6 protein-coding genes and 2 rRNA genes are annotated in these 12,348 nt (G+C 69.0%); 4 read left to right on the top strand and 4 right to left on the bottom strand.

Annotated elements, in window-relative coordinates:
• Positions 1–89 (top strand): 23S ribosomal RNA (locus AB0F88_RS06070); the annotation flags it as partial.
• A 130-nt stretch (positions 90–219) separates the two neighbouring features.
• Positions 220–336, top strand: a 5S ribosomal RNA gene (gene rrf / locus AB0F88_RS06065).
• 350 nt (positions 337–686) lie between these two features.
• On the opposite strand, the gene AB0F88_RS06060 is transcribed toward rrf, so the two are convergent.
• The 3 genes from AB0F88_RS06060 to AB0F88_RS06050 form a co-directional block, all read right to left on the bottom strand.
• Complete coding sequence (locus tag AB0F88_RS06060; RefSeq protein ID WP_362677859.1) at positions 687–1,934, bottom strand: phosphodiester glycosidase family protein; 1,248 nt, start codon at positions 1,932–1,934, stop codon at positions 687–689.
• An 878-nt stretch (positions 1,935–2,812) separates the two neighbouring features.
• Positions 2,813–3,208 (bottom strand): cupin domain-containing protein, encoded by a 396-nt coding sequence (locus AB0F88_RS06055; protein WP_362677857.1) that lies wholly within the window; start codon positions 3,206–3,208, stop codon positions 2,813–2,815.
• A gap of 9 nt (positions 3,209–3,217) precedes the next feature.
• On the bottom strand, positions 3,218–4,843 hold the full coding sequence (locus AB0F88_RS06050; RefSeq protein WP_362677855.1) for a PucR family transcriptional regulator: 1,626 nt from the start codon (positions 4,841–4,843) through the stop codon (positions 3,218–3,220).
• Between the two features lie 180 nt (positions 4,844–5,023).
• Here AB0F88_RS06050 and AB0F88_RS06045 point away from each other — a divergent pair, with 180 nt between their 5' ends.
• A complete protein-coding gene (locus AB0F88_RS06045) occupies positions 5,024–9,541 on the top strand; it encodes a HAMP domain-containing protein (RefSeq protein WP_362677853.1) in 4,518 nt (1,505 codons plus the stop codon).
• 92 nt (positions 9,542–9,633) lie between these two features.
• Here the strand turns inward: AB0F88_RS06045 and AB0F88_RS06040 are convergent, their stop codons facing one another.
• Positions 9,634–10,437, bottom strand: a complete 804-nt coding sequence (locus AB0F88_RS06040) for a TetR/AcrR family transcriptional regulator (RefSeq protein ID WP_362677851.1) — start codon at positions 10,435–10,437, stop codon at positions 9,634–9,636.
• Between the two features lie 54 nt (positions 10,438–10,491).
• On the opposite strand from AB0F88_RS06040, the gene AB0F88_RS06035 reads away from it, so the two are divergent.
• Complete coding sequence (locus AB0F88_RS06035; RefSeq protein WP_362677849.1) at positions 10,492–12,009, top strand: MFS transporter; 1,518 nt, start codon at positions 10,492–10,494, stop codon at positions 12,007–12,009.
• Positions 12,010–12,348: the final 339 nt, after the last annotated feature.

Below are 12,348 nucleotides of genomic sequence, written 5' to 3'. Positions count from 1 at the left end.
CCCGGTAGACGACCGGGTTGATAGGCTGGAAGTGGAAGCGCAGTAATGTGTGGAGCTGACCAGTACTAATAGGCCGAGGACTTGACCACAAAGCATAATGCTTGGTCTGTGCAGCGCTCTGTCCCTTCGCCGGGTCCGGAGCAGCGCCAGACCAAGGTCTTGCTCGCGTCCACTACGCAATTCTGAGACAGCAAACAGTGTTTGTGTGTTTCATAGGGTTACGGCGGTTATGGCGAAGGGGAAACACCCGGTTACATTCCGAACCCGGAAGTTAAGCTCTTCAGCGCCGATGGTACTGCACCGGGGACGGTGTGGGAGAGTAGGTCACCGCCGGACAATCTTTTGAGGGCCCCCACCATTTGGTGGGGGCCTTCGTGTTTTCACGGGTTCTTCTCGCTCACAGCTCTCGCTCACAGCCCGTTTCACGGTCCGCTGAACGGTCTTCTCACGCGGCTTTCTCGAGTTCACCGGCCTTCTCGAAGTCGCACCGGGTTCTCGAAGTCGCACCAGGTGCCGGAACGGCGACTTCGTAGCCAGAAACCCCGATTGCCGGGAACCTGGAATCGCCGGGAACCCTGGAACGAGAATCCCGGACGAACGAGAGCCCCGTACCAGGGAGAAGCCCCGGACAACGGAGAAGCCCCGGCCCTTCTGGGCCGGGGCTTCTCCGTTTTGATCATCGCTCGTCAGGGTGTGATGAAGAGACCGTCGCCCACGGTCCGCTCCGCCCCGTCCGAAGGCCGGTTCACGGCCTTGTGGCCGACGACCATCACGCTGGAGCCGCCGCCGTCGAAGTTGATGGCCTGCTTGGCTCCCAGCCACCGCATCAGCTGGGCCGCCTCCACCATCGAGGCGCCCACGGCGACACCCGGGTTGCGTCCGTCGACGGTGGCCAGGATCAGCCCGCCCGACTTGTCGACGCCGACCATCGTGCGCGGGTGGCGCCGGAGCATCATGTTGATCGAGGCGTGTCCGTCGGCCGCCGCGGTGATGCGTACCCGCCCGTTCCTGACCAGTCCGACTCCGCCACCCATGACGTGTGTCTCCGGGGTGAGCGGTATGGCCTGCTGGGTGCGCAGGTCGATGACTTTGTTGTCCACCTTCATCCAGGTTCCCTGCGCGTGTTCCTGGAGCCAGACGGCCATGAGGCCGGTGCCGTGGAGCAGGTAGGTGCCCCGGGCGACGATGCCGCCGGCCTGGCGAACCTTGATGACCTTGCCCTGGGCGGCGTCGACGACGATCTCGATGCCGCCGTCGGCGGCCGTCTTGCCACCGAACTCCTCGGTGTAGAGGACGAGCTCGTCGGTGCCGGCGGCTCGGTTGATGCCGTTGACCTCGGTCTTCGTCCCGTCGGAGGAGATCGCGGTGACCGTCGTTTTCAGCTCGGTGATCCGCGCCTTGCGGCCCTGGGTGATGACGAGACCGCTACGGCCGGGCACGGCCTCGCTGAGGAGCCTGCCGCCCACGACGGACACGCCGACCGGGTCCCCCTGCAGGGCTTTGGCCGTGTGGATGTTGAAGAAGCCGCCGTTGACCCCGGCGATGGCGCCGGTCAGCTTCGACATCGAGCTGGTGCTCTCGCGCTTGGCAACGCTCTTGCCGACGCTCGCCTTGAACGACCCCTTGAACACCTTCGGGTTGACCATCAGCACGCGCATGTCCCAGGGGCCGGTGGTCTCGGTGCCGTCGTCACCGAGATAGTCGGTCTTGGCGCGGACGTCGAACTCCTTGAGCTCCTTCACGACCTTGTCGGCCTTGGCCCGCTGGCCGAACGACCAGAGGCCGGTCCGGACCATGTAACGCTCCACGGCGGGAGCGTCCGAGGCGGCGGGTTGCACGACCTTCAGGATCTCAGGGGTGAATCCCGCGGCCTCCACCGCCTGGGCCACCGTCTGCGCGGTGGCAAGGGAACCGGCATCATGCCCGTTGGGCATAAGAGCGGAAACTGTCCACCCTTGGGTAGATTTGCCGTGTTTCACACTGAAAAGGGTAATTCCTGGCGCCACACTCTGCTGGTTCTTCACCGGGGCCATGCTCACGCCCAGCGGGAACGCCGAGGAGGGAAACCCCGAACTCGCCTGCTCCGCCGAGGCGGGAATCGCCACGGCGGTGAGTGTCAGGGCCGTCAATCCAGCGACAAGGTGTCGCGACATGTGCATCTCTCCCCGTTGGTCTCCGACTTCGTGCACCATCGTGCCGAGATCCACAGGCGCAGGGGAGCGAAACACGCGAAACATCCCAAGAAAGTGTCATTACTCACGCGAGACCGTATGGCCGCAGGGGAGACGGCCGAAGGGGAATTCGCATACCCGCCAAGGCCCCTGCCGGGTCAATGAACCGGGCCAATGGCCTGGTCAATGGGCCAACAGGCCTGGTCAATAAGGATTAGTCCCCGGATGTTTCGCCACGCGGGCGGGAAAGCGGCGCTACGGTGCGGTAGGCCGCATTTCCTCAGATCAAGCGGCACATCTTTACGAGAGGCAGCCGTCATGGGGCTGAGCGTTCTCATCGTGATCACCGCAAGTGTGTTCCTCGGTGTCATCCTCGGAGCGATCCTGACGCGTCCGCGCCGCTGGGATCTCCACATCTGCGCGGACGATCCCGTCGACCACGTCCGCATGGACACCGCATCCGACAGACACGGTTGACCGGACACCACGGTTGACCGGCATCACGGTTGACCGGACACCATCGACTCGGCCGGGTCCGGTCGCGGGGAAGCCCGGAAGCGTCCTGAGAGAAGAATCCTGAGAAGCGTTCGCGGGTCGTACGGCATCGGGGCGTCGTACGACCCGGGTCCCCGATGCGCGGGTCAGCCCACGCAGTGATACACCTTGCGCAGGGTCTCGTGGACGATCCAGACGGTCTTGGCGCCTTCGGCGAGCAGGCAGACCGACCCGGGGACGAGCTCCAGGGTGGCGCCGCCGTCGACCTCCAGCGTGGCGCGGCCGGACAGGACCACGAACATCTCGTCACGTTCCACATCGACCACCGTGCCCGGCGTGATCTCCCAGATGCCCCGGCTCTGCCTACCGTCCGGCGAGGACCACAGCTCGATCGACGAGACGCGCGGGGAGCCCGCCAGGATCTGGTGGGGCTCCAGCTCGCCGGGTGACAGCCGTACGTCGTCGGTGGGGACGGAGAACGCCCCGGCGGCGGTGACCATCCGGGACAGATCGGCGGTCTCGGGGACGAAGATCTCGGTCATGGGGGCCTTTCAGGAACGGGGACTGTCTCTTCGGAAGGACTCCAGCGCCAGGAGGGCGACATGGAGGGAGAGACAGGATTCGACATCGTCCAGATCGGTGTCGAGGATGCGCTCCAGCCTGTGGAGGCGGTCGTAGAAGGCGGGGCGGGACAGGTGGGCCCGTTGGGCGGCGACGGCCTTGTTGCGGCCCGCGTCGAGATAGACCCGCAGGATCCTGGTGAGGTCGCCGCCGCGCTGGGCGTCGTGGGCGAGCAGCGGGCCGAGCTCGCGTTCGGCGAAGGTCTGCAGCCGGGCGTCGTCGCGCAGAAGATGGAGCAGGCCTCTCAGGCGGAGATCGGGCAGCCGGTAGAAGGGGCGGCCGTCGGGCTGCCTGACGGCGACGTCGGCGACCTGCTCGGCCTCCAGGAAACTCCTCCGTACGTCGCGGACCGACTCGACCACGGAGCCGGCGGCGAGGACGAAGGGGATCGTGAAGGCCACGCGCAGGTGGTCGGAGAGTGTGGTCAGCGCGGACTCGGGCAGGACGCGCGGCGGCAGGGGGAGCAGGACGCCGACCCGGTTCTGGTCCAGCGCGCCGATCAGGGCGGGAAGGCGGGCCTCGCGGCAGGCGGCGGAGGCCGCGTCCGCCAGCTCGCCCAGCCGGGCGAGCTGCTCCTGGCCGTCCGGTAGGTTCTCCGCCGACTCGGCCAGGCGGAGCACCACGCTGACGAGCTTGCGACCGGTGAGCGGCACACCGACCGCGCGGGCGCGTGCCGCGGCCTCCTCGGGGTCGGCGTACGCGTGGGTCAGGATGCCGGTGATGATCGTGCCGTGTGCCTGGCGTTCCAGTGACTCCTGGTGGCGCTCCAGCAGGCGGCCCAGGGCGAGAGTGGTCGCGGCGCGCTCGGCGAGCACGATGTCGCGTGGCCCCGGCTCCGCGTCGCAGAGCAGGATCAGGCGGCCCCAGTCCTGGCCCCGCGCGCCGACCATGGTGACCAGCCAGCCGGAGGCCGCGTCGTAGGCGGTGCGCAGGTCGGGGGCGACCGCGCGGGAACGGGTCTCCCAGCCAGCCAGCAGCGATCCGGTGTCGCGCCCGGCGGTCTCGCAGGCCAGCACCTGGTGCGCGAGGTTCTCCAGCAGCGCGGGGTAGCCGGACAGCCGGGTGACCTGGCCGAGGACCTCCGCGGGGGAGGCGCCCTCGACCGACAGCTCGGTGAAGACCTCGTGCAGCTGCTCGGAGGCGCGGAGCTCCTCCAGCTGGGCGTCGATGATCCGGGCGTGCACCGACTCGGTGATCTGCACGAACGGTGTCTCCCTGGCCAGGGTGACCAGGGGAAGGCCGTGATCCTCGGCGGCGCGGACCACGGCGCCGGGCAACTCGCCGATGAACTTGCGGCCCAGCTCCACGATCAGTCCCGACGCGCCCACGGTGACCAGCTCGGAGATGTAGTCGGCCAGCTTGCCGGGGTCGTCGGGCAGCGCTATGCCGGTGGTGAGCACGAGCTCGCCGCCGCGCAGCAGGTGCGCGATGTCGGTGACCTCGCCCACGTGCACCCAGCGCACCCGGCTGTCCAGCCGGTCGGCTCCCGCCACGACCCGCGGGTTGCCCCGGCGAACGGTGTCCAGAGCGAGGACGTCGGCGACAGTAGGGAGCACCCGCCAAGAATATCCGATCAGCATGTAAACGCGAGCGGCATGTGCTTTACAGCTTGTTCGGCACTGTCCGTTTTCCCGCCCGCCCTCGCGTCCGTACGCCCCGGTTCCCCCGTTTCCCGACCGCTTTTCGCCAGCCTAGGATTACCTCACCTTTTACGGCCGAGGGGCGCGATGGTGGACATGGTTGAGACCGCCGGCACGGTGCGGAGCAGGGCCACGAAGGGCGCTTCAGGCGTGGAGGAGCTCGATCTCCGGCAGCTCCTGGCGGGCCTGACCGCGGTGCGCGACGGCGACTTCGGCACGCATCTGCCCGAGGACGGCGACGGGCTGCTGCAGGAGATCGCCACCGTCTTCAACGGGATGGTGGACCAGCTGTCGCTGTTCACCTCCGAGGTGACCCGGGTGGCCCGCGAGGTGGGCACCGAGGGGCAGCTGGGCGGGCAGGCCGAGGTGCCGGGCGTCTCGGGCACCTGGAAGGACCTCACCGACTCGGTGAACGCCATGGCGGGCAACCTCACCGACCAGGTGCGCGACATCGCCCAGGTGGCGACCGCGGTCGCCACCGGCGACCTGTCGCAGAAGATCACCGTGGACGTGCGCGGTGAGATCCTGGAGCTGAAGAACACGCTGAACACGATGGTGGACCAGCTGTCGTCGTTCGCCGACGAGGTGACGCGGGTGGCCCGCGAGGTGGGCACCGAGGGCAGGCTGGGCGGGCAGGCGGAGGTGACCGGCGTCGCCGGCACCTGGCGCGACCTCACCGACTCGGTCAACTTCATGGCGGGCAACCTCACCGACCAGGTGCGGAGCATCGCGCAGGTCACCACGGCGGTGGCGAAGGGCGACCTGTCGCAGAAGATCACCGTGGACGCCCGGGGCGAGATCCTGGAGCTGAAGAACACCATCAACACGATGGTCGACCAGCTGTCGTCGTTCGCCGACGAGGTGACGCGGGTGGCCCGCGAGGTGGGCACCGACGGCAGGCTGGGCGGGCAGGCCGACGTCAAGGGCGTCTCGGGCACCTGGCGCGACCTCACCGACTCCGTCAACTACATGGCGGGCAACCTCACCGACCAGGTGCGCAACATCTCGCAGGTGGCCACCGCCGTCGCCCGTGGTGACCTGTCGCAGAAGATCACGGTCTCGGCGCGGGGCGAGATCCTGGAGCTGAAGAACACGCTGAACACGATGGTGGACCAGCTGTCGTCGTTCGCCGACGAGGTGACGCGGGTGGCCCGCGAGGTGGGCACCGACGGCAGGCTGGGCGGGCAGGCCGACGTCAAGGGCGTCTCGGGCACCTGGAAGGCGCTGACCGAGTCGGTGAACGTGATGGCCGACAACCTCACCGCCCAGGTGCGGAGCATCGCGCAGGTCACCACGGCGGTGGCCAAGGGCGACCTGTCGCAGAAGATCCGGGTCGACGCGCGCGGCGAGATCATGGAGCTGAAGGAGACCATCAACACGATGGTCGACCAGCTCTCGGCCTTCGCCGACGAGGTGACCCGGGTGGCCCGCGAGGTCGGCACCGAGGGCAACCTCGGCGGCCAGGCCACCGTGCGAGGGGTCTCCGGCACCTGGAAGGACCTCACCGACAACGTCAACTCGATGGCCAACAACCTGACCAGCCAGGTGCGGAGCATCGCGCAGGTCACCACGGCGGTCGCCCGCGGAGACCTGTCGCAGAAGATCACCGTCGAGGCGAAGGGCGAGGTCGCCGCGCTCGCCCAGACCATCAACACCATGGTCGACACGCTGAGCGCGTTCGCCGACGAGGTGACCCGGGTGGCCCGCGAGGTCGGCACCGAGGGCGAGCTGGGAGGACAGGCGCGCGTGCCCAACGTGGCCGGCACCTGGAAGGACCTCACCGACAACGTCAACTCGATGGCCAACAACCTGACCAACCAGGTGCGCAACATCGCGCAGGTCACCACGGCGGTCGCGCAGGGCGACCTGACCAAGAAGATCGACGTGGACGCCCGGGGTGAGATCCTGGAGCTGAAGACCACGATCAACACGATGGTCGACCAGCTGTCGTCGTTCGCCGCGGAGGTCACCCGGGTGGCCCGCGAGGTCGGCAGCGAGGGGCGGCTGGGCGGGCAGGCCGAGGTCGAGGGCGTGTCCGGCACCTGGAAGCGGCTGACGGAGAACGTCAACGAGCTGGCCGGAAACCTGACCCGCCAGGTGCGGGCCATCGCCGAGGTGACCAGCGCGGTGACCTCGGGCGACCTCACCCGCTCGATCACCGTCGACGCCTCGGGCGAGGTGGCCGAGCTCAAGGACAACATCAACTCCATGGTGAAGTCGCTGCGCGAGACCACCCTGGCCAACCAGGAGCAGGACTGGCTCAAGTCGAACCTGGCCCGCATCTCCGGGCTGATGCAGGGCCACCGCGACCTCGCCGTCGTGGCCGAGCTGGTGATGAACGAGCTGGCCCCGCTGGTCTCCGCCCAGCACGGCACGTTCCTGCTCGCGGAGGAGAAGCCGGACGGCTCGGAGCTGCGGGTGGTCGGCTGCTACGGCCACCGGGAGACCGCCCGCCGCCACTTCTTCGGGGACTCCCTGGTGGGACAGGCCGCGGTGGCCAAGCGGTCCATCCTGGTCGAGGACATCGCCGCCGGGTACATCACCGTCTCCTCGAGCCTGGGAGCGGCCGGCCCGGTCAACCTCATCGTGCTGCCGATCATCGTCGAGGACCAGGTCCTCGGGGTGATCGAGCTGGCCAGCCTCAACCGCTTCACCCAGGTGCACCGGGCCTTCCTGGAGCAGCTGGTGGAGACCATCGGCGTCAACGTCAACACGATCGTCGCCAACGCCCGTACCGACTCCCTGCTCACCGAGTCGCAGCGCCTCGCGACCGAGCTCCAGGTCGGGCAGGAGGAGCTGCAGCGCTCCAACGCCGAGCTGGAGGAGAAGGCGGAGCTGCTGGTCCGGCAGAACCACGACATCGAGACGAAGAACAGGGAGATCGAGCAGGCGCGGCAGGAGCTGGAGGACCGGGCCAAGCAGCTCGCGCTGGCCTCCAAGTACAAGAGCGAGTTCCTGGCCAACATGAGCCACGAGCTGCGCACCCCGCTCAACTCGCTGCTCATCCTGGCCCAGCTGCTGGCGCAGAACCCGGCCCGCAACCTCACCGCCAAGCAGGTGGAGTACGCCAACGTCATCCACTCGGCGGGCACCGACCTGCTCCAGCTGATCAACGACATCCTCGACCTGTCGAAGATCGAGGCGGGCAAGATGAACATCAGCCTGGAGCCGCTGCCGCTGCGCCAGCTCCTGGACTACGTCGAGGCCACCTTCCGCCCGCTGACCACGGAGAAGGGGCTGCGGTTCGACGTCGTGGTCGCCCCCGACGTGCCCGAGGAGCTGCTCATGGACGAGCAGCGGCTCAGGCAGGTGCTGCGGAACCTGCTCTCCAACGCGGTGAAGTTCACCGAGAAGGGTTCGGTGGAGCTCCGCATCGAGCGGGTGGGCGCGATGAACCTGCCGGGGGCGTACGGGCAGGAGGTGCTCGCCTTCCAGGTCGTCGACACCGGCATCGGCATCGCCGAGGAGAACCTCTCCCAGATCTTCGACGCCTTCCAGCAGGCCGACGGCACGACCAGCCGAAAGTACGGCGGCACCGGGCTGGGGCTGTCCATCAGCCGCGAGATCGCCGCGCTCTTCAACGGCGAGATCCGGGCGGTCAGCGCCCTGGGCTCCGGCAGCACCTTCAGCCTCTACCTGCCGATCGCCGCCCTCACCCCGGGCGCCGCCCGCGCACGCACCGGAGGCGAGCCCGGCACCGCGTCCGCCCCGGTCCTCCCGGCACATCACGCGCCGGTGGCCGCGCCCCTCGAGAGATTCCCGGGGGCGGACGGGCGGCGCCTGCTCGTCGTGGAGTCCCGCCCCAACGGGCTGCTCTCGCAGCTGGCCGAGAGCGTCGTGGCCGACCTGCCCGAGACGCACGGTCCCGTCCAGGTGTCGACCGCCAACGACCCGGTCTCCGCGCTGGAGATCCTGGCCGCGGACGACCACCACTGCATCGTGCTCGACCTGGGCATGCGCCAGGACGGGGCGGCCGACTTCCTGCGCATGCTGGACGACGACCCGGTGCTGCGCGGGCTGCCGGTGCTCGCCCACCACACCCGCACGCTCACCCGGCCGCAGGAGAACCTCCTCAAGGGGCGGTCCAACACCCAGCCGCTGGAGCGCCTGCCCAGCCTCGACGAGCTGCGCGAGCGCATCACCCTGCACCTGTCGGCGCCGGAGCCCGGCGACGTGCTGCCCCTGGTGCAGGCCAGCCCCGACGAGCGGCCGCAGCCGGTGGAGGAGGTGGACGCCGTGCTGGTGGACAGGAAGGTCCTGGTCATCGACGACGACGTCCGCAACGTCTTCGCGCTCACCAACATCCTGGAGCTGCACGGCATGCAGGTCCTCTACGCGGAGAACGGCCGCAAGGGCATCGAGATCCTGTCGCGCAACGAGGACATCGACCTGGTCCTGATGGACATCATGATGCCGGAGATGGACGGCTACGCCGCGACCGCCGCCATCCGCAAGATGGCCGACTTCGCGGATCTGCCGATCATCGCGGTGACCGCCAAGGCCATGCAGGGCGACCGGGAGAAGACCCTGTCCGCGGGGGCCAGCGACTACGTCACCAAACCCGTCGACGCCCAGGAGCTGCTCCGCCGCATCCAGCGGTGGCTGGAGATCTAGGGCGAGGGCGGCGGGGGCGTCCGGCGCCGTTCCGCGTACCGTCCCCGGCGTCTCCCGGGGGCACTGCGGCGTCCCCCGGGTTCACCCTCGGTTCACCCCCGGCGTCTCCCGGGGGCGTTTCCGGCCTCGTCCCCGGCGGCCGGGGTGTCCGGCTCCGCGCGGCCCCGCGACGCCAGAGGTGACGCGGCGCGGTTCAGGCGGGCCTCCAGGCCGTCGAGGAAGCAGGTCAGGCCGAACTCGAAGTTGAGCGCCCTCGCGGTGTCGACGTCCATGCGCCTGAACTCGGCGTAGCGGGCGGCCAGCTCCGGATGGTCGGCCGCGGCCTTCTCCAACGTGGGCTGGATGGACGCGTTCAGCTCGTTGGAGGTGAGGCCCGTCCGGTCCAGCATGGACCGCCAGGAGAGCTCGGGCGCGGTGACCCCGAACACGTAGGCCATGAGCGTCGAGGCGGCGTAGTCCTGGTCGAGGCCGCGGAACCCGGCGTGGTCGAAGGTGGCGACGAGACCGCTCATCATCCGCATCGCGTTGGGGCCGATGGCGGGGGTCGTCCCGATGAAACCGATGACCCAGGGGTGTCTGAAGAGCGCCTGGCGGATGCCGTACGCGAAGGAGGTGGCGGCGTTGCGCCAGGTGGTCTCCTGGACGCTCAGGACGGTGAACTCGCCGTAGACCTCGTCGAGGACCAGCTCGAGCAACTCGTCCTTGTTGGCCACGTGCCAGTAGATGCTGGTCGTCCCCGAGCCGAGCCTGGCCCCCAGGCGGCGCATGCTCAGCGCGTCCAGCCCTTCGGCGTCGAGCAGCTCCATCGCCGCGCGCACGATCTGCGCGCGGCCGAGGGTCGGGCTTTTCGCGGCGCGCCGCTCGCGTGTCCAGACGGAGCTCAGATGCTCTTTCACCGTTCAAGCATAAATCCGATGGCACACTGTTCGAGGCTATCGTACAGTGTGCGAGTGAAATCGAACACTGTACGAGTCGAACGCGATCCGAGGCGCTGGTGGATCCTCGGAGTGCTCTGCCTGAGCCTGCTGGTCCTCGTGGTGGACAACACCGTGCTGAACCTGGCGATCCCCGCCCTCATGGTCGACCTGGGGGCCGGTCCGGCGGACATCCAGTGGATCATCGACGCCTACATCCTGGTCTTCGCCGGTCTGCTGCTCACCGCCGGCAGCCTGTCCGACCGCTACGGACGCAAGCGCTTCCTGATCATCGGCCTGGTGCTGTTCGGCGGCGCCTCGCTGCTCGCCATGCTGGTCACCGAGCCCTGGCACCTGATCGGCGCCCGCGCGCTGATGGGCGTCGGCGGCGCCATCCTGATGCCGAGCACCCTGTCGATCCTGATCACCGTCTTCGACGACGAGGAGCGCCGCAAGGCGATCGCCGCGTGGAGCGCGGTGGCGATGGTCGGCGTGATCGCCGGCCCGACGCTGGGCGGCTTCCTGCTCGAGCACTACGAGTGGTGGTCGATCTTCCTGCTCAACGTGCCGGTCGCGGTCGTCGCCGTGATCGCGGCGGCGCTGCTGATGCCCGAGTCGCGCGGTCCGGCGCGAAGGCTCGACCCGGCCGGCGTGGTGCTGTCCACGGTCGGCATGAGCGCCCTGGTCTACGTGGTCATCTCCGCGCCGAAAGCGGGCTGGACCTCGGCGGAGTCGCTCGTCGCCGCCGGGGTGGCGGTGATCGCGCTGGCGGCGTTCGTGATCTGGGAGCTCAGGTCGGAACACCCGATGCTCCCGCTCGAGCTGTTCCGCGACCGGAACTTCAGCGGGGCCTCGTTCTCGATCGTGCTGATGTCGTTCGGCACGGGCGCGCTGCTGCTGATGCTCACCCAGTACCTGCAGTTCGTGCTGGCCTATGGCCCCATGCGGGCAGGTTTCGCCCTCCTGCCGTACGCCGTGGCCGCCGCGCTGTTCAACGGGGTCGGTGCCGGTCTGGGGCGGAAGGTCAGCAACCGGGTGCTGGTCGCCGTCGGTCTCGCCGTGATGGCCGGCGGTTTCGGGGTGCTCGCCTTCATGACCGCCGAGACCGGGTACGGCCTGATGATCAGCGGTCTCATGCTCATGGGGATCGGCGGCGGCCTGGCGGGGCCGGCGGCCTACGCGACGCTGATGGGAGCGGTGCCGCCCGCGCACGCCGGTGTCGGGTCGGCGCTCAACGACACCGTCCAGCAGGTCGGCATGGCGCTGAGCGTCGCCGTGCTCGGCAGCGTGCTGGCCGGGGTCTACACCTCGTCGATGCCCGCCGACGCCCCGGCCGCCGCGCGCGAGTCGATCGCCGAGGCGCTGCGGCTGGGAGACGCGGGGGTGATCGGGACCGCGCGCGAGGCGTTCGTCTCGGCCATGTCGTTCGGCGCCTGGGTGGGGGTCGGATTCACCCTGGCCGCCGCCACGCTGGCGTTCGTGGTGCTGCGCCCCGTGCCCGTGCCCGCACCCGGGGCCGGTTCGGACGCGGACCTGGTGAGAACGGAGAGCTGAGAGGTTCTCCGGGCCGTCGATCCCGTGCGTTCGCCCACCGCCGGCCGGCCTGCCCGGGCAGGCCGGCCACCGGCGCGTCGCGGCCGTACCCGGGGGCTGCCGATGTCGCCGATGCTGCCGATGCCCGGGTCCGGCCAAAGCCCCGGATCCGGGTTCCGGGCGACGCACGTCATGCGCTCGTGCCCGGCGGGCCGTGAGAACCGGGCAGAATTCATGTATTTCAGGTTGCTTTGATAGGAAACATGGGCGATGCTGGACTCAGCCCGGCCTCATGACTGACGAAGCTCGGACGGGGAACCTGGGGGGTGCTCCGTCCGGCCCTCCTGTGCGGCTCGCGCC

The organism is Streptosporangium sp. NPDC023963, from assembly GCF_040639135.1.
GTDB lineage: Bacteria > Actinomycetota > Actinomycetes > Streptosporangiales > Streptosporangiaceae > Streptosporangium.
The sequence above is the reverse complement of the archived record's forward strand: the minus strand, read 5'-3'. Positions and strand labels throughout refer to the sequence as shown.